Genomic DNA, 25665 nt, shown 5'->3' with positions numbered 1-25665 from the left:
TATCAGTAAAATTAAGATACAGCGCGTAATGTTTCTGGAACGACGCTGCCATCAAGTAGGTTAATAACACGTGACGCATATTCAGCATGACTCGGAGAGTGGGTAACCATAACGATGGTTGTACCTTCTTTATTCAATGACTGCAGCATTTCCATCACTTCTTGACCGTGATGTGTATCAAGGTTACCGGTTGGCTCATCGGCCAAAATCATGCTTTGTTTACCAACAACTGCGCGAGCGACAGCAACACGTTGTTGTTGACCACCTGATAACTGACTCGGCATGTGCTTAGCACGATGTGAAATACCTACTTTTTCTAACACCTCAGCAACGCGAGTTTTGCGATCGCTTTTTGAAATGTTGTGATAAAGCAATGCAAGCTCAACGTTCTCTTCAACACTTAACTCATCAATTAAGTTAAAGCTTTGAAATATAAAACCGATATGTTTTTTACGAATTGCAGCCAACTGCCCTTCACTGTATCCAGCAACGTCTTCATCTTTAAAGATGTACTGACCTTCTGTTGGGCTATCAAGCATACCTAAGGTATTTAATAGCGTTGATTTACCACAACCTGAAGGTCCCATGATTGCGACAAACTCACCACTTTTAATATCAATATTAATTGCATTAAGTGCCGTTGTTTCAACTTCGTCTGTTTGGTAACGTTTTGATAGGTTTTTAAGTGTTAACATGTTTATTCCTTGAAATTTTAATTTAATTATTTTTTATATTTTTGATTTAGTATTTATGGTTTTAGTCTGAATTTTCGAGTTTAAGATTTTAGTTTTAAACGGCTCATATCAATGAAGCTAGAATAAGGCGATGTAATTACCTTCTCTCCGTCTTCAAGGCCGTCTAATACTTCGATGAATCGGTTGTTGCGACGACCTAATCGCACGTTGCGTTTTATTGCAGTTTCGCCATCATCGCTGACAACAAATATCCAGTTTCCACCGGTATCTTGGTAAAACGCTCCGTTAGGGATCAGCATTACTTGTGAAGAATCACCCAATGTCAGTTTGCTTTGTAAGGTTTGACCGCGACGAATTCCTGTTGGTTGGCTGTCGACAAAGTTTAAATCGACTTCAAATTGGCCGTTGTTTACGTGTGGATAGATTTTAACAATCGTTAATTGGTAATCTTTACCTTTGTGATTAACAACCGCTTGCTGACCTAAGTCGATGCGTCCTAGATAGAATTCATCAATGCCAGCTTGTAATTTGAATGAACTCGGATCGTCAATTTGACCTAGGCGCTCGCCGCGACTGATTGACTGCCCGACTTCAATATCAAATCCAGAAAGCTTGCCGTCCACCGGCGCTTTCATATTTAAGTTGTCCATATTGTTGCGAGCAAACTCTAAGCTTTGCTCTAAACGCTTTCCGGTTTCTTGTAAAAATGCTAATTGCTGTTCTTGCATGCGAGCATCAGTCTTTTGGCTTTCTAAGGTGATCACTCTTCGATTGATGTAGTATTCGAGCAGATCTTCGTTTTCACGCAACGCATTATCAGAAATACTGCCCTGCTTAAATATTTTACGTTCCCGCTCAACTTGGCGAGTTAATCGCTTAATCTGGTAATCAATTTCAATTAGGTTGCGCTTATGGCTTAATTTGTTTTGCTCAAGAGAGAGTTCAATACTGCGCATATTATTAAGCTGCTCTGTTACGGCAGCTTCATTGCGCATTACATCAAGCTGTAATTGCGTATTTGATAATTTAACGATTGGCTGACCTTGCTTAACAATTGTGCCATCTTCGATCAGAACCTTTTCTACTCGACCGCCTTCAATAGCATCTAAGTAAACAGTTTTAAGAGGAGTAACTCGACTTCGTACCGGGATAAAGTCCTCAAAAGTACCACTTGCTACTTGAGAAATTGTAATTCGACTGTCATCAACGGCTAATGATTTACCGCTGCTTTGTGCCGAATATAACTTGCCGATAAAAGCGATTGAAATAACCACTAGTGATGCAACGCCAATTTTGCCCCATGGTTTTGATTTTTTTTCTATTTTTCTATCCATTGTTCACAACTACTTGTCTAAAGTTATTAGTTAGACGTTAAAACAATCAATTTGGTTTAAACGACTAACTAATGTTAATAATTAATTAACAGATAGCAGTATCTATGCCAACTTTTAAAACTTCCATATTTATTGACGTGTAGCAGAATATATATATAAAAATCAGATTAAATAAAATTCGAAATTAGGTGTTTATGTTAATTTTTAGTGTTATTAACCAAGGTGAAATCAGTAAAACTGCCAATACTATTTAGCTCAGCAATCGGAGTTGCCATCATGTAAAGTGAATCATATTTGGTATTAATGACACTTTATTTTTGTTTTACGCCATATTAAACGATTAGATTTATAGGTATTATTGCCAGCAATTAAAACAATAAAGTGGTGTTGTTAGTAAATGATCATTCTCGGGTACTTAGCCGCTGTCCTTATGGGGATCGTCTTAGGGGTTATTGGCGGTGGTGGTTCAATCTTAACCGTACCAATTTTAGTCTATCTAATGGGCGTTGCTCCTGACATTGCTACGGGTTATTCGTTGTTAATCGTTGGTGCGACCGCCGCCTTTGGTGCGAGTCGTTACTTTAAGCAAGGTCTAATTGACATAAGCTCTGCCCTTGCCTTTGCTATCCCCTCGATTATTGCAGTTTACTTATCTCGTGCATTTTTGATGCCTGCAATACCCGAACAAATAATGACTTCGCCATTTTCAATTTCTAAAAATACGGCGATCATGGTGTTATTCGCATTGCTAATGCTAGCATCAGCAACATTAATGTTAAGGAAAGCCTATAAAAAGCAAGCAAACGCAACTTCTATTGACCAAATCTCAACGACGACTAAAACGCCTAACTGGCCGCTTATTATGTTTGAAGGTGCCGTTGTTGGTGTAGTTACTGGCATACTTGGCGCCGGCGGTGGTTTCTTGATAATCCCTGCTTTAGTACTTTTCTTAAGTATGCCGATGCTAAACGCCGTTGGCGCGTCATTATTTATAATCGCGTTAAAGTCACTGATAGGATTTATTGGTGACTTGCAATCGGGCATAGAACTGCAACTGCCACTTTTACCTTATATGATGGTTGCAACATTTATTGGAATGGCGATCTCTACCAAAATATCCGGAAAACTCGATGGCAACACGCTACAAAAGATCTTTGCATTCTTTACTTTAGTTATTGCAATAGTGATTATTTTTAAAGAAATTTATTAGAAAAATTAAGACTTTTCATTGAATTGAGAGTCAAAACATTGATATTACAGAGAAATTAAAGCAATCTAATTAAAAATAATTAATTGGAAATGGAAATGGAAATGGAAAACCAATTACCGAAGCCTTTAATGTTAGTAATGTCTTTAATACAAGGGATATTGTTAGCTTTCATTTATCGCAGCGCAGAAGAACAATTTTGGCCAGGAAATGATCCTGTATGGCTGATGGCATTAGCAACGTTTACTATTGCATTTCCGCTTTTGACATTGCTCACAATCACCAGACAAAACCTCAAAGCCTCTATTACGTATATATTACCCTTTACCATTGTTATTTCATTACTCGCCGCTTATGTGGGGTTTCAACAAACACCGGTAGAATATATTAACAATAGCTACGTTGTATTTGTGTTTTCATGGACTATTTTAATTGCCTCATTTAAAGCACTAATGTATATCCAACAATTGAATAGTGGTGAAAAAATAACTTATAGCTCGTTATTCAAGTATTCTTGGCGTAACGCCATAATTTTCGCCGAAAGCTTACTATTTACACTGATATTCTGGGGTATCCTACACCTAGGAGCGGGCCTGTTTTCTGTTCTAGAAATAAATATCTTCAAAGAAGTTTTAGAAAAAGACTGGTTTGTAATTCCCACGCTAACATTTGCCTTTGGTTTTGCCATTGTTGTTTTTAGAAATATCACTCATACCGTTGATACTATTGCAAAAATTTTACAAACCTTAATTAAATTTCTGCTACCTGTCATCACTATTGTATCTATTGGCTTTTTAGCCACCTTGCCATTTACCGGTTTAGAAAAGTTATGGGGCACAGGCAGTGGTAGTTTATTAGTATTGTGGTTACAAGCACTGACTTTATTCTTCGTTAATGCTGTTTATCAAGAAGCTGCGCACGAGCGCCCATACAACTTAATTGTACATCGAGTTATCTTTATTGGTGTGGCATTGCTACCAATATACACGCTAATCGCATCTTATGGTTTATGGTTAAGAGTCGATCAATACGGACTTACTGTATCGCGTTTATGGGGCATTTTAACCTGTGCACTATTAGGAACGTTTGCGATTGGGTACTTAATTGGCATTATTAAAAGAAAGGATGCATGGCTAGAAACGCTAAGCACAGTAAACATTCGAATGGGCTTAGCGGTACTCTTAGTAATGTTACTAATAAACTCTCCAGTCCTTAATTTTCAGGCTATTTCTGCCTCAAGTCAGATTGCAATGTTAAAAGAAAAAACGATTAAAGTTGACGATTTTGATTTTTATTATTTTGGCCAAAACTTAGGACGACAAGGCTATTTGCAGATGCAACAAGTTAAAGAAGAAATTGGCAATGAACATCCCGACAAGGTCGCCGTTATTGATAGAATGTATACACGCTCTTCTTTCAACAAGAGAAAATACGGTAACAAAGAGCAAGATACACTTGCTGATTTTGAAAAATTAATTACTTATTGGCCTAATAAAGAGAGTTTTCCTGAAGATTTGACTGTCGCTGTATTTAACAGCGCAACCGAACAAGTATGGAGTACGATTAAGGATAAAAACTACTACTTTATATCCATTGATATGAATGAAGACCATACTCCCGACATAGTGGTTATCTCAGAACATAATTACTCGACAACCGCCAGACTTTGGCTCTTAGAAGACGAAAAATGGCAATCCAAGTACATGAAAATTTCGAACCCAAGTAAAAATAAGTTTCTGAAAAGCCTAATCGAACAGTCAGAAATTCAAGTGACCAAGCCACAATGGCAAACCTTGAATATTGGCGACATGAAACTGAAGGTACAGCTCTAATTTTGTCATCCTATTAACCCCCTACTACGCCGCAAAAATGGCGAAACCACAAGGAAGTGGTTATAAGGGAAAGCTAAACGATTATTTAAATAGTAAAACTAGTTAACCTTTTTTTCTCCCGCATGCCATAAAAAAAGGTTATCCACTTCAATCACGCCTTCGACTTTACCCGTTATTTGTAGGTTGTAATCTTTGTGTTCAATATTTACGCTGTCATGTTTACCATAAAGCGTTGGGCCATTTTCTACTTGAAAAACAAATTCATCATCGTTTAATTCCAACATCACTTCATACCACTGGTTGTCTTTAAAAGTAAATTGCTGTTCATCTATCGTAGTTTTCTCACGATCAACCAGTAATTTAATATTATTTTCACCAAAGTAAACTCGACGTATATGATGGCCAGACTCAACCATAGGTATTAATTTAGAACCACTCCCTGCTGACAGCTTAAACTTATAGCTAAAAATAATGTTTTTATGTTTATTATCAAGCTGCAGTCGCGGAATATTACCTGTATGACCTTTTTTTCCTGATTGAATTTTCTTTTCTTTGTAAGCTTTACTCGACTCTTTACCAACCAATCTACCATTTTTTACTTCCCAATTAGTTCCTTGTCGAGCTAACAATGACTCGTATCTTGGCTTTATTTCAAAAGACGTATCAAACGTATATTGCGATATCAACTCACCATAATTAACCAATTTAGGCGTTAGTGAGTGATTTAAATCGGCAGGCTTGGCGTGACTAAAAAAAGGGATAACAATGCTAACAACAGCCCAAAGAGGTAATTTTTTCATTATAAAGAGGCTCAACTGAATTACAGATACAAAAAACTCTACCCTTATTTAGATTAAATAAAAAGGTACTTTACAAAAGGTTTACCTGTATTTCTCGAAAGTAGTTGAATCAGTTTTTCATTAGTGACGGAAAAAACGTCTGCTTAAGAAAGAGTACGCTACTATGGATGTTGCGAATGCCGACATCACATGGATGTGAATAATGGCGGTAAACAACATGGATGTTGCGAATGCCGACATCACATGGATGTGAATAATGGCGGTGACGGAGAGATTCGAACTCTCGAAAGGTTGCCCTTTACACACTTTCCAGGCGTGCTCCTTCAGCCACTCGGACACGTCACCTAATTTGGGTTGGTTAGATGGCTGAGCACGCCTTGGCGTGTTTATACACCTTGGCAGCCACTCGGACACGTCACCTAATTTGGGTTGGTTAGATGGCTGAGCACGCCTTGGCGTGTTTATACACCTTGGCAGCCACTCGGACACGTCACCTAAATTTTTAACAGATCCTGAAACAAGTTCAGGAAATCGAAATATGCTATTTTCGATAAGCTATATACAATTTTCAATATGCAATAACTGGAATATCTCGACGAGCGCGTATGTTAGGGAATATTCAAACAGGACGCAAGCATAATTAGCGCTAAGCTAACTATTTGTTTGCTAAAACATCAATTTAGAATTCAATCGCCGATTAAATCAAAGCAACGACTATTTACCTTGTTGTTGTTTTTTCAGTTCCGCTGAAAAATCTAACATGCGACCTAATGATTTCAATGCGCCGTCTCGAACGTCCATATCAACAAAGATCTCACGTCCGCTACCGTCGATTAGAGAGTCGTGGATGGCCTGTAAGCCGTTCATTGCCATCCAAGGACAATGAGCACAACTTCTACACGTTGCGCCTTCTCCTGCCGTAGGAGCTTCAAAGAACTCTTTGTCAGGACAAAGTTGCTGCATCTTGTAGAAAATACCTCTATCAGTAGCAACAATGAATTTTTTGTGCGGCATATCTTGAGCAGCTTTAATTAACTGACTTGTTGAACCTACAGCATCGGCAAGAGCAACGACAGATAGCGGCGATTCAGGGTGAACCAATATTGCTGCGTCTGGGTGTAATGCTTTCATATCGCTTAATGCTTTGGTTTTAAACTCATCATGAACGATACAGGCCCCGTCCCACATGATCATATCTGCATCGGTTTGTTTTTCAATGTAAGCACCAAGGTGTTTGTCTGGACCCCACAAGATCTTTTCACCTTGATCATCTAGATGCTCAACTATTTCTAATGCGCATGAAGACGTAACGATCCAGTCTGCTCTCGCTTTTACTTCAGTTGAGGTATTGGCATAAACAACAACGGTGCGGTCAGGATGTTGATCACAGAAGTTACTAAATTGTTCAATCGGACAGCCTAAATCTAGTGAACAGGTAGCTTCAAGAGTTGGCATTAATACTGTTTTTTCAGGCGTTAACACTTTTGCTGTTTCGCCCATAAACTTAACACCGGCAACGATAAGCGTCGTCGCAGGGTGCTCTCTACCAAAACGAGCCATTTCAAGAGAATCAGCAACACAGCCACCAGTTTCTTCAGCCAATGCTTGAATCTCAGGGTCTGTGTAATAATGAGCAACAAGTACCGCATTTTTTTCGATTAACAATTGCTTGATTTTTTCTTTGTAATCAGCTTTTTCTGTTTCGTTTAACGGTACAGGTTTCGCAGGAAAGGTGTAATCAAAATCAACAGCTAAAGTTGTCTCTAACATTCTCTTGGACTCTTAAAAGGTTTAAATCGTATAAGGAGGCGTATTATAAGAGATTCAATTACAAATGTGTAGTAATCAAGGTATGTCTATTGAATTACCTTTATCGTTATTCTTTTTGTCACTCACTTTGCAATAGATAACCATGTAATTAGTACAAACATTACAAGCAAATATAAACAACATCATCAAAAGAATACTATCGTAATAATTATCGCTTTCGAATGGTCCCATATGCAATATTGACATGATTAATATAAAACAAATAACGGCTAATTGTGCTAACGGTAAATCGACATAAAGACGTTTAAAAGCCAATACAGAAAGTAGAACAGGAATTAATAGTATCGCTAAACTAAATATTTCATACGCTACCCAAACCAACAACAATGATAAAAGAGAAGTAGCAATTAGAGCGTTAAAATTTTCACTTATACTTCTATTCGTTGCTTGGTCGGCACTTAACATTTCTGAATAAATGCCGTAAACCAGAAGCATGCCTACAGTGTCTGAAAAGCTGATATTGATCATCATATTGAACATTTCACCTGAAGTGATATACCCTCCCCAGACCATGTTTTGAGTTAACAACAATCCAGCAACGAGTGACGGCAAAATACAAACAAAGCATAAAAATAAACTTAAAGACTTATAGTCATCCAATTCATCAATTTTAAAAAAGCGCATAAACACATAACCTAAATATGGTGCAAAGCCATCAATGATAGAAGCAACAGTGGTATGTATTATTGAGCTCGCAGTATTGTCTAATTGCATACCGCTATAATTAGCCACAAAACTAGCAACAATAATGAAAGGTAGAGCTACTTGTTTATACTTTATATACATAATCAGCGCTAAACCAGCAGGCAGCCAAAATAGCGTGATATTAGTCGGCTTTAATGAAAATAGAGTCATACCAACTTTAGCGATAATAATATACAAAATGCTAAGTACAATTATGCTTAATATGCTTTTAGAGCTCTTTTTATTGTTATAAAAATCTTGAGTCAATCCAAGTCACCTTATAATTCTTTAATTATTCGCTATATTGAAAGAAAAATACTATTTCTTAAATGTTTAGGCATTAAATAATTAATATGCCAGTTAGTTTTATACCCGGCAAGTATCTTGTTTATTATCACCTGTTGAAAATCTATAGGCTGTTCGTAATAACAAAATCTAGATGTGCAAACAAAGTAATCTAAAGTTGATTAGTTTTCGTAATATTTATAGTCGCTAAGTTGTCACTGTTTATTGGATTACTTATTCCACTAATTTAATGTATTAATTCTGACAGCAGCTACTATTAAAATATCAGCAACTTAGATATACCAAATTACATTAATGGAAAGGATCAGAGCATGACCGAAAAAACTTACACACCACCAAAAGTATGGCAATGGAAAAAAGATAATGGTGGAAAGTTTGCAAATATAAACCGACCAATTTCTGGCGCAACCCACGATACTCAATTGCAAAGTGGTAACCACCCTTTTCAGTTATATTCTTTAGCTACTCCTAATGGAGTCAAAGTCACTATTTTATTTGAAGAACTTTTAGCGCTAGGGATTAAAGAGGCTGAGTATGATGCCTATTTGATTGATATTGGAGAAGGCGATCAGTTTGGCGAAGGATTTGTTAACGTAAATCCAAACTCAAAAATTCCAGCGTTAATTGACCGAAGTGGCGAAAAAGATATTCGAATTTTTGAATCTGGTGCAATTCTAATGCATTTGGCTGAAAAGTTTTCTCAGTTTATTCCTAGTGATCCAGCGGAAAAAGCAGAGTGCTTGTCTTGGTTATTTTGGCAAGTAGGAAGCGGTCCTTACTTAGGAGGTGGGTTTGGTCATTTTTACGCTTACGCACCTGAGCACTTTGAATACCCTATAGACCGTTTCACTATGGAAGTGAAACGACAGCTCGATGTGCTGGATAAGCACTTAGCGAATAATCAGTTTTTATGTGGTGACAACTACACCATTGCCGATATGGCCAATTGGCCATGGTATGGTTCGTTAATACTGGGGAGACTATATGACGCAGCAGAATTCCTGCAAGTAGATTCATATAAACATGTTACCCGTTGGGCTAATGAAATTAACGAACGAGAAGCGGTTATACGCGGAAGAATGGTTAATAGAAATTGGGGTGAACTAACGGAACAACTTCATGAGCGACACGACAGCAGTGATTTTGAAAACAAGACCCAGGATAAATTAGAGTCATAGATATTTCTACAAAGAAAGTACAGGAATCAAGGGAGTAAAGTGGTCGGTCGTGAAAAATTTAAACTTCGAGATTGTTGAGTTAGCGGTTAAAAGCCTTGGCTTTAAAGTAAATGCGATGGATATAAAAGGAGTAAGGTGGTCGGTCGTGAAAAATTTAAACTTCGAGATTGTTGAGTTAGCGGTTAAAAGCCTTGGCTTTAAAGTAAATGCGATGGATATAAAAGGAGTAAGGTGGTCGGTCGTGAAGGATTTGAACCTTCGACAAATTGGTTAAAAGCCAACTGCTCTACCAACTGAGCTAACGACCGATAAAATACAAATAAGAAACTGAGAAAGTGGTCGGTCGTTAAGTATTTAAACCTTCGACCAAACTATGTTAACGGTTAAAAGCCTCGGCTTTTACTGAAAACATCCACAAACTCTTGTTAGAGAAAGTGGTCGGTCGTGAAGGATTTGAACCTTCGACAAATTGGTTAAAAGCCAACTGCTCTACCAACTGAGCTAACGACCGATATAGTTTCTTTATTTAAGCAAGTATTTCCAATCTTTAATAACTTAAAGAGTGGTCGGTCGTGAAGGATTTGAACCTTCGACAAATTGGTTAAAAGCCAACTGCTCTACCAACTGAGCTAACGACCGATATATACCTTGCTTGTTAATTATTTCAGTAATAGGAAGACATCCTATAGAAATAATTAATTCACTTTCGACTTTAGATCTTAAAGAAGAAAGTGGTCGGTCGAAAAGAATTTATACCTTCGACCTATATGGAGTTAACGGTTAAAAGCCTTTGGCTTTTAATTTTATCTCCCACCAACTTACAAAAGCGTACTTAAGAAGAAAGTGCTTGGTCGAGAAGAATTTAAACCTTCGACCCATATGGAGTTAACGGTTAAAAGCCTTAGGCTTTTAATTTTATCTCCCACTAACTTACTAAAGCGTACTTAAGAAGAAAGTGGTCGGTCGTGAAGGATTTGAACCTTCGACAAATTGGTTAAAAGCCAACTGCTCTACCAACTGAGCTAACGACCGACATATTTTTTACATTGCGACTTGGTGCCTCAATGCGGGGCATATGATACTGATAATAAATATTAGTGCAACAACAAATTTAAGTTTTTTGAAAAAATAAGTTTGTATGTGTAAAAAGACAGCAGATAGAGCAAGTTATCGTCAATAAATGTAACCCATTGTAAGATAATTTTGCTCTAACGTTTATTTTTGTCTGAATTGGACAAAACAACTTTTGTGCTTATAAGCTCGATAAACGAGTTTCTGCAAGTTTTGCTGCAGAACTACCTGTGTATTCACTAATCAATTTAGTATAGATAGATTTTGCTTTTGCGTTGTTATTTTGTTTTTGTGCAACCATGCCAAGTTTTAACATCGCATCAGGTCGCTTAGTTGAATCTTCGTAGTTATCAATAACATTTGAAAATTCAGTTTCTGCACCGCTAAGGTCGCCTTTATTGAACAATAATTGGCCTAACCAATAATGCGCATTAGCCGAGTAGCTTGAATTTGGATATTTTTGATTGAAGCTCTTAAATTCAGCAATTGCTAGTTCATACTTACGCTCTTTAAGAACTAGATTAACCGCACGGTCATATAGCTGGTTCTCTGATAAGTTAGAGGAATAGTTTACTGATTCATTTGAATTGGTAGCAACAGGCGTCGTATTTGCCGCTGACAATCTACGTTCTATATCTTGGTATAGTTCGCGTTGACGCTGCAAAATTTGTTGGATGGTATAAGCCTGCTCTTCCGTTGTACCACGCAGTTGACTTACTTCTGTTTGCAACTCATTTATTTGTTGCTGCATATCGTTAAGTGCGCGATTACGAACTTGTAATGCACGTTGCAAGGTTGCAACATCATTACTTGGGTTAACAGTATTAGTTTCTACCGAGGTAGTTTGATTGATATCTAAAACCGGTGCTCCCTCTTCAGCCAGTGCAGAAAATGCACTGACTGCGAGAGCAAAACCGACAACAATATTGTTCGATTTCATTTAATACCTTACTGATATTATTTATTAGTACGCTAGTACCTTATTAGTATACTAATACGGCACGACGGTTTTTAGCGAAAGCACCTTCAGAGCGGTCGCTAACTGCCGGCTTTTCTTCACCGTAGCTTACTGTTTCAATTTGTGATGGCATAACACCTGAGTTTTCTAGGTATTTTTGTACAGCTTGTGCACGACGCTCGCCTAATGCGATGTTGTACTCAGGAGTACCACGCTCATCAGCATGACCTTCTACTACTATGCGTGCATTAGAGTTTTCTGTTAGGAATGCAGCATGTAGGTCTAAAATTTGTGCAACGTCAGCCGGAAGTGCTGATGTATCGAAATCGAAGTAAACTGTGCTTGAAGCAGCTAATTGAGCTTCTTTTTCAGCCTTGATTGCTTCCATTTCAGCAGCTTTTTGAGCGGCCGCAGCTTCAGCAGCAGCTTGCTCTTGTTTTGCTTGCTCTTCTGCAGCAGCTTGGTTAGCAGCGATTTGAGCTTGGTCTTCATCAGTTGTATCGTTTGATGAACATGCAGCTAATACCGATAATGGTAGTGCAATTGCAATGCTTTTAACTAATTTGTTTAAACGCATTTTATTTTCCTTATTATTAAATTAAAAATTTTATTGTTTTTATTAAACTGTTTATAAATATGGTGACCATGATGGTGCTTTAACTTGCCCGTTTTTAACCGGCAATCTAGCTTTAAACCTTCCATCAACTGAAACCAATCCCAATACTTGGCGATTTCCATGCAAAGTACTGTAAATTATCATGCCACCATTTGGGGCAATACTTGGCGATTCGTCTAATCGAGTCTTGGTTAGTACCTGAACCGGATTCATTGAATCTAACTCTTGCTTAGCAAGATGGTATTGTCCTTGTGTTCTATTCACCATTATAAGATGACGACCGTCAGGGGTAAATGAACCACCAAGATTCATTTCACCATCATAGGTTAATCGCCTTACTCTACCATTGTCTAAATTTACGCGATATAACTGAGCTTTTCCACCCCGTTCTGACGTAAATACTAAACTATTTCCATCTGGTGACCAATTTGGTTCGGTATCAATGGCTCTATGATTAGTAATTCGAGTGATATTTTTACTGGCAATATCCATAACATACACTTCTGGATTGCCATCTTTTGACAATACCATTGCCATCTTTTTGCCATCAGGAGACCAACGTGGTGCACCGTTAATTCCTTTAAAGCTTGATAATAACTCTCGCTCAGCCGTGTATATATCTTGGATAAAAATTTGTGCTTGTCTGTCTTCAAAGGTTACATACGCAAGTTTGCGTGCATCTGGAGACCAACTAGGCGACATTAATGGCTCTGAGGAACGTAGCAATACTTGTTCGTTGTAGCCGTCATAGTCAGCCATGACTAATTGATACTTCTTATCACCACTGTCACGAACAATGACATAAGCAATTTTTGTTAAAAACGCGCCTTTGGTTCCCGTTAATTTCTCATAGACAACATCTGAAATTTGATGTGCTTTGGTTCTTAATAAATTACTCGGAACATATTGAGTTGGCTTTGAATCGATTAGGATATGATCATTGCTTTGCACTAACTTGCCATTTTGCAATGCTTTGCTGTTGCCGCCAGTCATTTGCGCACGAACGACATCAATTAATTTAAAAGATACTAAAAAACGGCCATCGGGTGTTTCTTTGATAGAGCCCGTTACAATTGCTTCAACGCCAGTATTAATCCAGGCTTGATAATCAATGTTATCAAGTGACGTTGGCATTGCTGGCAAATCCATCGCAGGCAATGGATTAAACTTACCGCTGCGCAGTAAATCATCACTGATCACTTTGCTAACGTTTTCAGGTAATGCTGTAGTCCCTTCATAGGAGAAAGGTAATACCGCTATCGGACGAGCGGTATTAACACCGCCGGTGATAACTAATTCTAATTCTGCATGTGATTTACTCACAACAGCTAAGAATAAAACTAAACTAACAGATAATTTTTTAAACATAACGATTTATTATTTTCCAACTACTCATATTCTGATTGGTATTTTAGACTGATATTTTTCAATTTCTTAAACACTTCAGGGTCTTCAGACACTGGTAATGTACCGGTTTTATTCACCGCCTTTATTGCTTCACGACAAACAAACTGATCACCACCAGCTGATTTTACATCAATCACAAAGCCACTTGCAGCTAAGTTAATTTTCAATTGACAATGTTTACCAGCATAACTTGGATCGTCGATAAAGTTTCGCTGAATTGCTTGTTTAATTAACGCCGAATACTTGTCAACTTCGCTCATTACTTGTTGTGAACGAGCGCTGTTGCGCGATGCCATCTCTTCAAGCATTTGCTGCTCTAAAAGTCGCTCTTGCTCAGCACGCTCCGCGGCTTCTTTTTTCTTACGCTCAGCTTCTGCTTTACGTTTCTTTTCATCCTCTATTTTTTTACGTCGACGCTCTTCTGCAGCTTTCTCTTCCTTGATACGTTTTGCTTTTGCATCAGCGGCCGCTTTTTCAGCTTTTTTGCGTTCTTCGACTTTCTTCTTACGATTGTTCTCTTCTTTAAGCGCTAATGCTTTCGCTTTCTTCGCCGCATCATCGGCTTTTTTCTTTTCGACTTCTTTCTTTTTGCGATCAGCTTCTAACTTTTTAATTCTGTCCGCTTCTTTTTGACGCTTCTTGCGAGCGTCATCGGCTCTGCGTTCAAGTTCTTTTATCCGCGCGGCTTCGCGATCTGCGATCGCTTGCTTTTCTTTACGTAATTTTTCAACTTGTTTATTAAGCTTAGCTTGATCAATAACAACAGCGTCAATAACCTGCATCTGAGGTTTGGGAGTCGGCTTAGGTTTTGGCGTAAAATCAGTATTAAGCATTAACACTATACCCATTACAATATGAACGGCTACCGCAGCAGAAATAGCGATTATATATTCTTGCTTAACCGTTTTACCGTCAGGCAAATAGGTAAACACTGACATGCAGCGGTCAACCCATTTACCAATTGTGTTTTTCAGTAACGCTAACACTCGTTATTGCTCCGGTGACTCTGTCATTAAACCAACAGATGGTACACCTGCATCTTGCAATAACACCATCAATTGGATTATCGCATTGTACGATACATTACCATCGCCATTTACCACAACCGGTGTGTCAGGCTCTACCTGTAATCTAGCTTGAACTAAGGTTGCCAATTCATCAGGTGCTAACGCTTCAGATTTACTGTCACCAACATTCAAATAAAATTTACCGTTTATATCTACGCTTGCCACCAATGGTGTTTTCGAATCCTGAGAAAGCGATTCAGAATCAGCCTTAGGCAAATCTACTTTTACACCTTGAGTAATTAAAGGCGCTGTTACCATAAAAATGATCAACAACACCAACATAACATCGATGTAAGGAACAACGTTTATTTCAGCCACTCGTTTTCGCTTTACTCGAACGTACATAAAATTTCCTACTGCGCTTGCTGTTGATTACTCGCCACAGATTGGCGTTGCAAGATGCTTGAAAACTCTTCCATAAAGTTACCGTAGCTGTTTTCTAGCTTTTCAACGGTATGTGAAAAACGGTTGAATGCCATTACTGCAGGAATCGCTGCAAATAACCCCATTGCTGTTGCAATTAGTGCTTCAGCGATACCAGGAGCAACCATAGCAAGGGTTGCCTGCTCTACAGCACCAAGAGCAATAAATGAGTTCATAATTCCCCAAACCGTTCCGAACAATCCGATATAAGGACTGATAGAACCAACCGTAGCTAAGAATGATAAATGAGTTTCTAATGTGTCTACTTCACGTGATAAGGCAACACGCATAGCTCTGTGTGTCCCATCGACTACAGCTTGCGGACTGGCATTTGATGATTTACGGATGCGAGCAAATTCTTTAAAACCTGCGACAAATAATAGCTCAAGACCGTCTGCATGGCCGCGAGCACTAATTTCTTTATATAATTTACTAAGGTCAGCACCAGACCAAAATTTATCTTCAAAATTCTGAGCATTAACCTGCGCTGAATTTAACGCTTTCGAACGTTGAATAATCATCGTCCATGAGGCAATTGAAAAACCAAGTAAACACAGCATTACTGATTTAACCAGTAAGCTTGCTTGTAAAAATAAATCAAAAAATGATAGTTCAGCGTGCACTGTCTAATGCTCCTAAAATTTGTTCGGGAATGGCGCAAGGTCGGCCGCGTTGTAAATTGACGCTAGCAATTAATACAGATAACTCACACAAAATAACGCCTTGTTGGTTTGTTATTGTCTGCTCAAATACCATGCTTGCCTTTTTTAAATTCGTTATTGTTGAAGTTATGGTAAGCAAATCATCGAGTTTCGCTGACGCTTTATTATCCATCTCAACTTTTCTGACTACAAAACCAAGGTTTTGTTCAAGAAAAAATGATTGATTGATATTTAAACTTCGAAGCCACTCAGTTCTTGCTCTTTCGGCAAACTTTAAATAGTTGGCGTAATACATGATGCCACCAGCGTCGGTGTCTTCATAATATACGCGGATTTGATATGTAAATGCGTTATTGTTGTTTGTCATTCGCAGATTAGCACAATTAAGTATGAAGCCTTATCTTACGCGATTTTAAACCCTGCACTCAAGTAGCAAATGAGTTTTAATAACAACATTTTTTAATTTAAATGGCTTAGTTTAAAAAAATGTTTTGTTGGTAATCTTACAGAACATCCATCAAATTAGTTTCTGGATAATTTTTTTTAATCAAAAAACATCGGACCAGCTTAAATATAAACAATAAATTCAACAACTTAAACGACAGGTTATTTAGTAACCAATAATCCCCCTGTATATCCATTAGTTTTTCTAATGGATGATATAAGTTTATTTCGCTTGTTTACTTTATATTTACATCCTAGAATACGCCCATCTCAGAGACATCACATTGATTTATCAATGCTCCTGAATTTATTTAACTTCCTATATTTCAACAAACTGTTGTGGCCTGCACCGTGTGCAGGCTTTTTTTTTGCCTACAGGATGTAGGTATGTCGCGGTTTCAGGGATGAAAAAGAACGACGCGTGTCTTTGTAATAGTTTCGGTAGTCGTTGTTCCATTAACTGAACCTCATTTAGTATTCGACGCCTCTCTATGTAATAGTTTCGGTAGTCATTGCTCCATTAACTGAACCTCATTTAGTATTTGACGCCTCTCTATGTAAAAAATACTGGTGTCAGAGTCACTAAGTAAATAACTAGGGTCAGATCCTAGTTTATTCGTTTCTTGTAGTAACACTTCGTAGTTGCTAATCATTTCAACACCCAGTAAATTAATAACCAACTATTTTATTTATCGCTCAACGACAACGGACCATAATGCAACTTACTGATATACCAGTTTTTGTCGCCGCTAAACATCTAATCGCCCAAAATCAGCATTTTTGGTTATGTACTATTCTCAATACCTATGGTTCTGCACCACGGCCTATCGGCTCAGTTTTTATTACCGATGGTGAACATCGCTATGGCAGTATTTCTGGCGGCTGTTTAGAAGATGCGTTCGTCGAAATGCTGAATCAAAATAAGTTCAAGAAACACAATCAATTATTTACCTATGGCGATCATGCTACTGAACAAGGCGTTGTTCGCGAACTGCCTTGTGGTGGCACAATAGAACTGCTGATTGAATACATCGAAGTAAATAACAGTAGCACCGAGCACTTTTTACAATGCTCGAATCACGCCGTCAATAGGCTTCCTTTTAAACGTCAAATGACGTTGCAATCAAATACTCGAGAATGTTTGGAGCTTAAAGATTTTGCGGTGAAACAAGTTGAAAAGTCTGCCGATACTGTTGGGCTCAATTATTCAAAAGTATTTACTTTGCTGCTCATTGGTATTGGCCAAGTAACCGAAGAAATTGCGCGGTTAGGTTTACAAGCTGGATTTGAAGTTAAGGTCTGCGATATGCGTAAGCAGCTTGCTTCAAGTTGGACGTTTGATAAAGAAAATGGCGGCGTTGATATTATCTGGATGTCGCCGGATTTATTCGTTGAGCAATACGCAGATGAGCAAAGCGCTGTGCTTGCTCTTGCCCACGACCCGAGTATTGATGATGCGGCCTTGATGTCAGTCTTTGACACCAAAGCTTTTTATATCGGGGCTATGGGCTCACATCGAACCACTGAAAATCGCATAGAACGATTAACTCGAATTTGTGAAATTAAACAGCAGCAACTATCGCGTTTACATGCCCCTATTGGTTTAAATATTGGTAGTAAAACGCCGTTTGAAATCGCTATCTCAACACTGGCGGATATTATTCGAATAAAAAACCATGTAAGCAAAGAGCAACTTTAAATGAATGTTGCTCTGATCCTCGCCGCCGGCTCTTCTGCTCGATATGGAGCAGATAAAAGGTTATCAGGAAACCCGCCACTAATAATGCAAACAATTAGCATGGTACAAAAACATTTCAATCACGTGTATGTTTTGCATCGTCATATTGATCCAAAATTACAATCTTTACTAGCGCCGTTAGAATTAAACTTAGTTGCAGCGCCAGTCGATTCTCAAGATATGGGAGATAACATCGCCCACGGCGTAAAAACCATTGAAAGTGATATTGCCAATGTGAATAACATCAGCGTATTTCTTGGTGATATGCCGTTTATGGAAAGTAGTACGATTAAATCATTGTTGTGTTTGCTTGCTAGTGACAATATTGTGCGCCCTACTTTTAAGGGTCAACAAGGACACCCTGTATGTTTTGGCAATGAGTTTTTTGATTCGTTAAAAACGTTAAACAATGTCGATGGCGCAAAATCTGTGATTCAAGCAAACTTAAATCGATTAAATTTGCTTGAGGTTGATGACATAGGGGTTATTAAAGATATCGACACTAAACCTGATTGGCATCAGTGAAAGTGACTCTATATAAAAGCGCTAATGCTGAGGCCAATACTAACTCTTATACTTAAACCTATGAGCTTGGTTTATCCAAGCCAAAATGCAGGTAGGCATTATCAGTGACAATTCGACCACGCGGCGTACGTTGTAAAAAACCTTGTTGTATTAAGAATGGTTCAATAACGTCTTCAATTGTTTCTCGTTCTTCACCGATTGCTGCTGCAACATTATCTAGCCCTACCGGGCCGCCGCCAAATTTATCAATAATGGCAAGTAATAACTTACGGTCCATTAAATCAAATCCTTCGTTATCAACTTCAAGCATATTTAATGCTTTTGATGCTGTATCTTGGCCAACAACGCCTTGGCTTTTTACTTCCGCGTAATCTCTTACACGGCGTAACAAACGATTGGCAATACGAGGTGTTCCGCGCGATCGTTTAGCCACTTCTAAAGCGCCTTCATCGTTTAAATCCACGTTTAAGAAATGTGCTGAACGGGCAATGATATCTTTTAAGTCACCGACCTTATAAAACTCTAACCGTTGTACTATGCCAAAACGGTCTCTTAACGGTGATGTTAATGACCCAGCACGAGTTGTTGCGCCGATTAATGTAAAAGGTGGTAAATCAAGTTTTATTGAACGAGCTGCAGGTCCTTCACCAATCATGATATCTAATTGATAGTCTTCCATCGCTGGATATAAAATTTCTTCAACCACAGGGCTTAAACGATGAATTTCATCAATGAACAATACATCATTTTCTTCAAGGTTCGTTAACAGTGCGGCTAAGTCCCCTGCTTTTTCAAGTACAGGACCTGATGTAGTGCGAATATTAACACCCATTTCATTGGCAACAATGTTTGCTAACGTCGTTTTACCTAATCCTGGAGGGCCAAAAATTAATAAATGATCCAGTGGTTCATTACGTTTTTTGGCCGCTTCAATAAAGATTTCCATTTGCTCTTTTACATGGTCTTGACCAGTGTAATCATCAAGCATTTTAGGACGAATCGCTCTATCGACGGTCTCTTCTTCGCGAGTAATGGTTGGTTGTATTAAACGATCTGCTTCAATCATAATCTCTATATCTTATTTAGTTCGGTTAAACCATCGATTTAAGGGCATCGCGAATCAGCTCTTCTGAGCTTAAATCTTGTTTATAGACAGCTTTCACAGCTTTATCCGCTTGCGCTGGTTTATAGCCTAATGACACAAGTGCAGTAATAGCATCATCCTTATTAGAGCTGGCGATAACAAACTTCGCTTCTTCAGCTTGATTATCAACACTTATCGTATCGGTCATTGGTGTTGCAATATCATTGCCCCAATCTTTTAATCGATCGCGCATTTCAATTAACAGTCGCTCTGCTGTTTTCTTGCCGACACCCGGTATTTTTACTATGGTCGCAACATCATCTAAATTTACGCAATGGACAAATTGACCGGCTGACATATTGGATAAAATGGCTAACGCTAACTTAGGGCCAACGCCATTTACTTTAATCAATAAGCGAAACAATTTACGTTCGGTAGGGTTAGCAAAACCATAAAGTAATTGAGCATCTTCACGCACAACAAAGTGAGTGTAGATTATGGTTTCTTGTTCAAGCTGAGGTAAATGATAAAAGCTGGTCATTGGTAATGTCACTTCATAACCAATACCGTTACATTCAATGAGTATTTCTGGCGCTTGTTTTTCAACTAAAATGCCACGTAATCGACCTATCACCAGCACTTCCTTTTATATATTTAGATGTGTTTTTAAGTCCATACAGTACCACTGTATAAATATATAGTAAAGTCTATATTTTTAAATTCACAAGTAGGGTCAGATCCTGTAGGATCCCCACGAATTTATAGTTAAACATTAAGCGGCTCCAACATAAATTTATTGAGCTGCTTAATTGCACTTTTCCACTCTTCTTTTTCAATACAAAATCTTAAGTTCCTTACGGCTCTTAGTGCGATGAATTGATATGATAATACGGCTCTGGATTTAACACTATTAGCCTGGTATTGACGGTTTTTCCCTTGTATAACTAAAGCCATACCAATGAGCATTAGAATATACTGCGCTATAAGTGCGATAACAAGCAGTACTAGTATTCGCAGCCTTTTTCGACTATTACATACATTCATATTAAGACCGGTTTTTACATCACGAAAGCTCTCTTCTATTTGCATTCTAGTGGTGTAGATTTTAACTACTTTTTTAGCAAAACCTAGCTGTTTTGAACACAGTGACGTTGTGAGTAACCAAGGCTCTCGCTCTCGTTTCGCATTGGCTTTTGATTTGCCACTTCGACGACGCCTATTACCTTTTGCAACAAGATCTTTTCGCCCTTTATTTCGAGATTTAAATATTACGAAGTTACATGTTATTGGATTGCAACGAGCCACATCAAAACGACCAAGCGATTTAGGGCGCGTCGTTGCAAGCTTGTATAACGCTTTAACTGGGAGCCAATCTTTATCTTGTTTACAGAATGTACGGTTTCTCATTCTGCCAACATAATCCCAATTCAGTGATTGAATCATATTAAACCAGGGCGTTCTGAATCCGGCATCTGTAACAATAATTGGCCGACAAGTTGAGGGCAGCATATTTTTCAAAACCATCATAAAGTCTTTATGAACCTTAGGTTTTTCTTTGCTTGATTGGGGATGAACTTCTTCATATAAAGTTAACGACCGACCGTTAACTGCTATCGCAGCGCGTATTAAGAAATTTTCTTGGCGCGCATCTAAATCTGACCAATCCACCAGGATGACAGGATGCTTTTGCGTCCCAACAAGTTTGCGAGTTAGTGTCTCGTATATGCTAGGAATTTCGGCATGTAAGTGAACATTACTACAAAGTCTATCACTTCGTTTGATTTGGTGTTTTTCAGATGTTTCGCTAAGTATGTTGCGCCCTAAATTCGTGACAGATAAATCAGCCCCTCGAATTAGACTAGTAATTAAACATTTAAGGCTATTTCGACGTACTTTGTGCATTTTCGGGGTGACAAAAGATAAGGTTTGATTCAATATATGGTCTACATTCATGGCTTGCTCTTGGGATTATTTTTGTTTGGCGATAGATCTGATCACCAAAAGCCATGAATGTTCCCCAGATTTTTTAATTCCTACGAAATTCTTGAATCACAAATTTCGTGGGGATACCTCAGGGTCAGATCATACTTTTCTATGGTAGTTTTCAATAGATGTAAAAAAGTATGATCTGACCCTACTTATTTCAAGTTAGTTAGCGGAGGCGGCCGCGTACTGTTTTCTTTGCTTGACCTGACATTTTAATCAACGAATCGTAACTATGGGCGTGACATATAGCGACTGCCAATGCATCGGCGGCATCCGCTTGTGGTGGTGCCGGCAGTTTTAAAAACGAAGTCACCATGTGCTGTACTTGTTCTTTATCTGCGGCACCGGTGCCAACTACCGCCTGTTTAATTTGTCTTGCTGAGTATTCCGCAACTTCAATACCATTGTTGGTCGCTGCAACAATCGCCGCTCCTCGTGCTTGTCCAAGTTTTAATGCGCCGCCAGGGTTAACCCCCATAAACACTTGTTCAATAGCAAACATGTCTGGTTTAAACTGCAGGATCAATTCTGATACGCCGGCAAAAATGATTTGCAGACGCTCTGGATGATTATCTCCGGCCGATAGAGTTTTTATGCAACCGCTGCCAAGGTAGCTAAATTTCCGACCTTGTTTTTCAATAACGCCATAGCCGGTTAATCTCGAACCTGGGTCTATGCCTAAAATAATACTCATTCAGTTGTTATAGGTTTCGTTGATGAATTGATGTGTTTTAACTATGCCATTGAGTTCTAAAAATAGAAACCCGGAATCTTAGTTTTAATTTAGTTTAAACTGGTTTTATTTGGAAATTGTATCCGCAGATAATAAAAAGGCTAGCGCATGCTAGCCTTTAAAACACTGTTGCGAACGAGCTATTATTCTGCTTCGTCTGCACTTGGCTCTTGTGGAATGGCTTGGATGCCTAATTCTACAAGTTGCGCGGGGTTGGCTTTACCAGGAGCGTTAGTTAAAGGACATGCCGCCGTAGTTGTTTTCGGGAATGCCATAACATCACGAATTGACGTAGCGCCTGTCATTAACATTACAATACGGTCTAAACCAAATGCTAAACCTGCATGAGGTGGAGTACCGTAACGCAACGCTTCTAATAAGAAACCAAACTTCTCTTCTGCTTCTTCGTCGCTAATGCCAAGAATTCTAAATACTGCCGCTTGCATTTCTGAATCGTGAATACGAACAGAACCACCACCTAATTCACAGCCGTTTAATACCATGTCATAGGCATTAGATAACGCGCCAATTGGATTGGCTTCTAATTCTTCAGCAGTAAGCTTAGTCGGAGCAGTAAATGGGTGATGTAGTGCATGTAAACCACCTTCGATTTCTTCAAACATTGGGAAATCGACAACCCATAAAGGCTTCCACTCATCAGTGGTTAAACCTAGGTCTTCACCAAGCTTAAGACGAAGCGCACCTAATGACTCAGTTACAACATTGTAGCTATCTGCACCAAATACAATAATGTCGCCAGAAGCTGCATTTACGCGAGATAATAACTCAGCAACCGCTTCGTCAGATAAGAATTTCAAAATCGGTGATTGTAAACCTTCACGACCAGCGTCAATGTCATTTACTTTCAACCAAGGCATACCTTTAGCGCCGTAAATACCTACGTATTTAGTGTAATCGTCAAGTTTCTTACGTGAAAGACCTGCTGCAGCGCCTGGAACTTTGATTACTGATACACGACCTTTTGCATCGTTCGCTGGACCTGAGAATACTTTGAACTCAACGTCTTTAACGATATCGGCAATATCAACAATTTCTAATGGGTTACGTAAATCAGGTTTGTCAGAACCGAAACGAGTCATCGCTTCTTCGTAAGTCATGTGTGGGAATTTACCTAAATCAACGTTTAGTAATGATTTAAACAATTCTTGAATCATTGTTTCAGCAACATCCATTACCTGATCAGCAGTCATGAATGATGTTTCAATATCAATTTGAGTAAATTCAGGCTGACGATCAGCACGTAAATCTTCATCACGGAAACATTTAACGATTTGGTAGTAACGCTCCATACCAGACATCATCAGTAATTGTTTAAATAACTGAGGAGATTGCGGTAAAGCAAAGAAGTTACCTTTTTGCGTACGACTTGGTACTAAATAATCACGAGCACCTTCTGGTGTCGCAGCCGTTAAAATTGGTGTTTCAATATCCATAAACCCTTGAGACTCAAGAGACTCACGAACTTGTGATGTTACCTTCGAACGAAAACGTAAACGCTCTGTCATTTCAGGACGACGTAAGTCTAAGTAGCGATACTTAAGACGATTTTCTTCACTGTTTTCTTGGTTAGAATCTAGTGGTAATGGAGCAGCCTTATTTAAGATAGTTAATTCTAAACCAAGTACTTCGATAGCACCGGTCTTCATATCTTTATTTACTTGCGACTCAGGACGGGCACGAACTTTACCCTTAACTTGAATACAAAATTCGTTACGCAAAGTATTCGCAATAGCTAAAACTTCTGGTAAGTCTGGATCAAAAACTACTTGTACAATACCTTCACGGTCACGCATATCTACAAAGATCACGGCACCTAAATCTCGACGACGGTTTACCCATCCACATAATGTAACTTCTTGACCAACATGAGATTCGTTAACCTCACCACAAAATACGCTGCGCATTGTTTATTTATCCTGACTTACAATTCAAATTTGATACAAGGCTCAACCGACTTTAAGCGAAACTAAATCTATGACTTAATCAAAAACTTAATCCGAAACTTAAACGGGAGCTCTTTTAAAGCGCCGTATTATATAACAAACAGCGCCAATGTCACCTCAATTCACTTTGCATTTAGTCAAAAAATTACAATAAAGAAATGAACAGCCCATTTAATGGCTAACTAACGACTAATTAACCGCGGATCAATTAACAGCAACGACCGCTAAATTTTTCCCAATCACATACGAATCAGTAAGTTATCGAGCAGACGCTGTAATTCACTGATTTAATTTAGTTAAAAGTGACTTTAATTTTTATAACGTCGCAATTTAGGATAAAATAGCGAAATAATTGGTTAGCAAACAGCACAGAACAAATTAACGTATGAGTTCACAAGATAAAGATCTAATTTATTCTTCACCACAATCAGTGGTTAACGATTTTCGCTTTGATGCGCAAGTCGTTGAAGTATTTCCGGATATGATCAAGCGTTCAGTACCCGGCTATAGCACGATTATTGAAACCATTGGTCAATTAAGTGCGCGCTATGCTCAAGACAATACCAACATCTACGATTTAGGCTGTTCACTCGGTGCTGCAAGCTTGGCAATGCGTCAAAATATTGTCGCTGAAAACTGCAATATTATTGCCATTGATAATTCCAAAGATATGGTTGAACGCTGTCAGATGCATGTCAATGCGTTTAAAGCCACCACTCCTTGTGAAGTCAAACAAGGTGATATTCTGACTGAAAATATGCAAAACGCATCAATGATAGTGCTTAATTTCACCTTGCAATTTATCGCTCCAGAGCAACGTCAAACACTGTTAAACAATATTGCCAACGCATTAGTGCCAGGCGGTATCTTAGTTCTTTCTGAAAAAATTTATGATCACGATCCTGTCTGTCGTGATTTACTCAATGATCTTCATCACAACTTCAAACGAGCCAACGGTTACAGCGATTTAGAAATTGCTCAAAAACGCGCTGCCATTGAAAACGTAATGAAACCAGATGAATTATCAACACACATAGAACGTCTTACCCAAGCAGGGTTTAACCATGCCACGCCTTGGTTCCAGTGCTTTAACTTTTTCTCTTTAATTGCCATCAAATAAG

Annotated in this window: 23 protein-coding genes and 5 tRNA genes; 6 read left to right on the top strand and 22 right to left on the bottom strand. The window is 38.5% G+C overall.

Translation table 11 applies throughout. The features are described from left to right. Positions 1–11: 11 nt before the first annotated feature. Positions 12–695, bottom strand: coding sequence for an ABC transporter ATP-binding protein (locus LT090_RS06175; RefSeq protein ID WP_068545077.1), 684 nt, complete (start codon positions 693–695; stop codon positions 12–14). Between the two features lie 80 nt (positions 696–775). Then, the gene (locus LT090_RS06170; protein WP_068545076.1) at positions 776–2029 is read right to left on the bottom strand and encodes an efflux RND transporter periplasmic adaptor subunit; all 1254 of its coding nucleotides are present in this window, start codon (positions 2027–2029) and stop codon (positions 776–778) included. 397 nt (positions 2030–2426) lie between these two features. Here LT090_RS06170 and LT090_RS06165 point away from each other — a divergent pair, with 397 nt between their 5' ends. Then, entirely contained in the window at positions 2427–3239 is an 813-nt protein-coding gene (locus LT090_RS06165; protein ID WP_068545075.1) for a sulfite exporter TauE/SafE family protein, read from the top strand. A gap of 101 nt (positions 3240–3340) precedes the next feature. Then, a complete protein-coding gene (locus LT090_RS06160) occupies positions 3341–5068 on the top strand; it encodes a DUF4153 domain-containing protein (RefSeq protein WP_068545334.1) in 1728 nt (575 codons plus the stop codon). A 98-nt stretch (positions 5069–5166) separates the two neighbouring features. On the opposite strand, the gene LT090_RS06155 is transcribed toward LT090_RS06160, so the two are convergent. The 4 genes from LT090_RS06155 to LT090_RS06140 all read right to left on the bottom strand — a co-directional run bounded on the left by LT090_RS06155 (position 5167) and on the right by LT090_RS06140 (position 8649). Beyond that, positions 5167–5868, bottom strand: a complete 702-nt coding sequence (locus tag LT090_RS06155) for a hypothetical protein (RefSeq protein WP_068545074.1) — start codon at positions 5866–5868, stop codon at positions 5167–5169. 257 nt (positions 5869–6125) lie between these two features. After that, positions 6126–6213 (bottom strand) — tRNA-Ser (locus LT090_RS06150). 369 nt (positions 6214–6582) lie between these two features. Continuing rightward, entirely contained in the window at positions 6583–7638 is a 1056-nt protein-coding gene (gene nadA, locus LT090_RS06145) for a quinolinate synthase NadA (RefSeq protein ID WP_068545073.1), read from the bottom strand. Between the two features lie 75 nt (positions 7639–7713). Continuing rightward, on the bottom strand, positions 7714–8649 hold the full coding sequence (locus LT090_RS06140; protein WP_068545072.1) for an MASE1 domain-containing protein: 936 nt from the start codon (positions 8647–8649) through the stop codon (positions 7714–7716). Between the two features lie 350 nt (positions 8650–8999). Between LT090_RS06140 and yghU the strand changes: the two genes are divergently transcribed. Further along, positions 9000–9866: a glutathione-dependent disulfide-bond oxidoreductase gene (gene yghU / locus LT090_RS06135; protein WP_068545071.1), complete on the top strand. Its 867-nt coding sequence runs from the start codon at positions 9000–9002 to the stop codon at positions 9864–9866. Positions 9867–10098: 232 nt separating this feature from the next. On the opposite strand, the gene LT090_RS06130 is transcribed toward yghU, so the two are convergent. The 11 genes from LT090_RS06130 to ybgC form a co-directional block, all read right to left on the bottom strand. Then, positions 10099–10174 (bottom strand) — tRNA-Lys (locus LT090_RS06130). Positions 10175–10301: 127 nt separating this feature from the next. After that, a tRNA-Lys gene (locus LT090_RS06125) sits at positions 10302–10377 on the bottom strand. A 52-nt stretch (positions 10378–10429) separates the two neighbouring features. Beyond that, positions 10430–10505: transfer RNA gene (locus tag LT090_RS06120), tRNA-Lys, on the bottom strand. A gap of 317 nt (positions 10506–10822) precedes the next feature. After that, positions 10823–10898: transfer RNA gene (locus LT090_RS06115), tRNA-Lys, on the bottom strand. 220 nt (positions 10899–11118) lie between these two features. After that, the gene (gene ybgF, locus LT090_RS06110; protein WP_068545070.1) at positions 11119–11877 is read right to left on the bottom strand and encodes a tol-pal system protein YbgF; all 759 of its coding nucleotides are present in this window, start codon (positions 11875–11877) and stop codon (positions 11119–11121) included. 43 nt (positions 11878–11920) lie between these two features. Further along, complete coding sequence (gene pal / locus LT090_RS06105; protein WP_068545069.1) at positions 11921–12472, bottom strand: peptidoglycan-associated lipoprotein Pal; 552 nt, start codon at positions 12470–12472, stop codon at positions 11921–11923. A 51-nt stretch (positions 12473–12523) separates the two neighbouring features. Further along, positions 12524–13879, bottom strand: coding sequence for a Tol-Pal system beta propeller repeat protein TolB (gene tolB, locus LT090_RS06100; RefSeq protein WP_068545068.1), 1356 nt, complete (start codon positions 13877–13879; stop codon positions 12524–12526). A gap of 20 nt (positions 13880–13899) precedes the next feature. Next, the gene (tolA, locus tag LT090_RS06095; protein WP_226996527.1) at positions 13900–14904 is read right to left on the bottom strand and encodes a cell envelope integrity protein TolA; all 1005 of its coding nucleotides are present in this window, start codon (positions 14902–14904) and stop codon (positions 13900–13902) included. Between the two features lie 3 nt (positions 14905–14907). Beyond that, positions 14908–15330, bottom strand: coding sequence for a protein TolR (tolR, locus tag LT090_RS06090; RefSeq protein WP_068545067.1), 423 nt, complete (start codon positions 15328–15330; stop codon positions 14908–14910). A gap of 8 nt (positions 15331–15338) precedes the next feature. Then, positions 15339–16031, bottom strand: a complete 693-nt coding sequence (gene tolQ, locus LT090_RS06085; protein WP_068545066.1) for a protein TolQ — start codon at positions 16029–16031, stop codon at positions 15339–15341. After that, positions 16021–16437, bottom strand: a complete 417-nt coding sequence (gene ybgC / locus LT090_RS06080) for a tol-pal system-associated acyl-CoA thioesterase (RefSeq protein ID WP_068545065.1) — start codon at positions 16435–16437, stop codon at positions 16021–16023. The genes tolQ and ybgC overlap by 11 nt, the downstream gene beginning before the upstream one ends. Before the next feature lie 792 nt (positions 16438–17229). Here ybgC and LT090_RS06075 point away from each other — a divergent pair. After that, the gene (locus LT090_RS06075) at positions 17230–18213 is read left to right on the top strand and encodes an XdhC family protein (protein WP_068545064.1); all 984 of its coding nucleotides are present in this window, start codon (positions 17230–17232) and stop codon (positions 18211–18213) included. Then, positions 18214–18777, top strand: a complete 564-nt coding sequence (locus LT090_RS06070) for a nucleotidyltransferase family protein (protein ID WP_068545063.1) — start codon at positions 18214–18216, stop codon at positions 18775–18777. A gap of 58 nt (positions 18778–18835) precedes the next feature. Here LT090_RS06070 and ruvB read toward each other — a convergent pair whose 3' ends face one another. The 5 genes from ruvB to aspS all read right to left on the bottom strand — a co-directional run bounded on the left by ruvB (position 18836) and on the right by aspS (position 24505). Then, a complete protein-coding gene (gene ruvB / locus LT090_RS06065) occupies positions 18836–19843 on the bottom strand; it encodes a Holliday junction branch migration DNA helicase RuvB (protein ID WP_068545062.1) in 1008 nt (335 codons plus the stop codon). 25 nt (positions 19844–19868) lie between these two features. Next, positions 19869–20495 carry a Holliday junction branch migration protein RuvA gene (gene ruvA / locus LT090_RS06060; protein WP_068545061.1) on the bottom strand — a complete coding sequence of 209 codons (627 nt, stop codon included), beginning with the start codon at positions 20493–20495 and terminating at the stop codon, positions 19869–19871. A 131-nt stretch (positions 20496–20626) separates the two neighbouring features. After that, positions 20627–21814 carry an IS4 family transposase gene (locus tag LT090_RS06055; protein WP_070795903.1) on the bottom strand — a complete coding sequence of 396 codons (1188 nt, stop codon included), beginning with the start codon at positions 21812–21814 and terminating at the stop codon, positions 20627–20629. A gap of 199 nt (positions 21815–22013) precedes the next feature. Continuing rightward, complete coding sequence (ruvC, locus tag LT090_RS06050) at positions 22014–22541, bottom strand: crossover junction endodeoxyribonuclease RuvC (protein WP_068546612.1); 528 nt, start codon at positions 22539–22541, stop codon at positions 22014–22016. A gap of 182 nt (positions 22542–22723) precedes the next feature. Next, the gene (gene aspS / locus LT090_RS06045) at positions 22724–24505 is read right to left on the bottom strand and encodes an aspartate--tRNA ligase (protein WP_068546611.1); all 1782 of its coding nucleotides are present in this window, start codon (positions 24503–24505) and stop codon (positions 22724–22726) included. A 424-nt stretch (positions 24506–24929) separates the two neighbouring features. On the opposite strand from aspS, the gene cmoA reads away from it, so the two are divergent. After that, positions 24930–25664: a carboxy-S-adenosyl-L-methionine synthase CmoA gene (gene cmoA, locus LT090_RS06040; RefSeq protein WP_068546610.1), complete on the top strand. Its 735-nt coding sequence runs from the start codon at positions 24930–24932 to the stop codon at positions 25662–25664. Position 25665 lies beyond the last annotated feature (1 nt).

Origin of the sequence: Thalassotalea crassostreae, from assembly GCF_001831495.1 — a bacterium.
Lineage (GTDB): Bacteria > Pseudomonadota > Gammaproteobacteria > Enterobacterales > Alteromonadaceae > Thalassotalea_A > Thalassotalea_A crassostreae.
Note: the sequence above shows the minus strand (reverse complement) of the source record. Positions and strands in the feature narration are given on the sequence as shown.

What these genes read in the sequence shown, in the direction of transcription:
- LT090_RS06175 (WP_068545077.1), bottom strand. Translation starts at nt 695, where the DNA reads ATGTTAACACTTAAAAACCTATCAAAACGTTACCAAACAGACGAAGTT.
- LT090_RS06170 (WP_068545076.1), bottom strand. Translation starts at nt 2,029, where the DNA reads ATGGATAGAAAAATAGAAAAAAAATCAAAACCATGGGGCAAAATTGGC.
- LT090_RS06165 (WP_068545075.1), top strand. Translation starts at nt 2,427, where the DNA reads ATGATCATTCTCGGGTACTTAGCCGCTGTCCTTATGGGGATCGTCTTA.
- LT090_RS06160 (WP_068545334.1), top strand. Translation starts at nt 3,341, where the DNA reads ATGGAAAACCAATTACCGAAGCCTTTAATGTTAGTAATGTCTTTAATA.
- LT090_RS06155 (WP_068545074.1), bottom strand. Translation starts at nt 5,868, where the DNA reads ATGAAAAAATTACCTCTTTGGGCTGTTGTTAGCATTGTTATCCCTTTT.
- nadA (WP_068545073.1), bottom strand. Translation starts at nt 7,638, where the DNA reads ATGTTAGAGACAACTTTAGCTGTTGATTTTGATTACACCTTTCCTGCG.
- yghU (WP_068545071.1), top strand. Translation starts at nt 9,000, where the DNA reads ATGACCGAAAAAACTTACACACCACCAAAAGTATGGCAATGGAAAAAA.
- ybgF (WP_068545070.1), bottom strand. Translation starts at nt 11,877, where the DNA reads ATGAAATCGAACAATATTGTTGTCGGTTTTGCTCTCGCAGTCAGTGCA.
- pal (WP_068545069.1), bottom strand. Translation starts at nt 12,472, where the DNA reads ATGCGTTTAAACAAATTAGTTAAAAGCATTGCAATTGCACTACCATTA.
- tolB (WP_068545068.1), bottom strand. Translation starts at nt 13,879, where the DNA reads ATGTTTAAAAAATTATCTGTTAGTTTAGTTTTATTCTTAGCTGTTGTG.
- tolR (WP_068545067.1), bottom strand. Translation starts at nt 15,330, where the DNA reads ATGTACGTTCGAGTAAAGCGAAAACGAGTGGCTGAAATAAACGTTGTT.
- ybgC (WP_068545065.1), bottom strand. Translation starts at nt 16,437, where the DNA reads ATGACAAACAACAATAACGCATTTACATATCAAATCCGCGTATATTAT.
- LT090_RS06075 (WP_068545064.1), top strand. Translation starts at nt 17,230, where the DNA reads ATGCAACTTACTGATATACCAGTTTTTGTCGCCGCTAAACATCTAATC.
- LT090_RS06070 (WP_068545063.1), top strand. Translation starts at nt 18,214, where the DNA reads ATGAATGTTGCTCTGATCCTCGCCGCCGGCTCTTCTGCTCGATATGGA.
- ruvB (WP_068545062.1), bottom strand. Translation starts at nt 19,843, where the DNA reads ATGATTGAAGCAGATCGTTTAATACAACCAACCATTACTCGCGAAGAA.
- LT090_RS06055 (WP_070795903.1), bottom strand. Translation starts at nt 21,814, where the DNA reads ATGAATGTAGACCATATATTGAATCAAACCTTATCTTTTGTCACCCCG.
- ruvC (WP_068546612.1), bottom strand. Translation starts at nt 22,541, where the DNA reads ATGAGTATTATTTTAGGCATAGACCCAGGTTCGAGATTAACCGGCTAT.
- aspS (WP_068546611.1), bottom strand. Translation starts at nt 24,505, where the DNA reads ATGCGCAGCGTATTTTGTGGTGAGGTTAACGAATCTCATGTTGGTCAA.
- cmoA (WP_068546610.1), top strand. Translation starts at nt 24,930, where the DNA reads ATGAGTTCACAAGATAAAGATCTAATTTATTCTTCACCACAATCAGTG.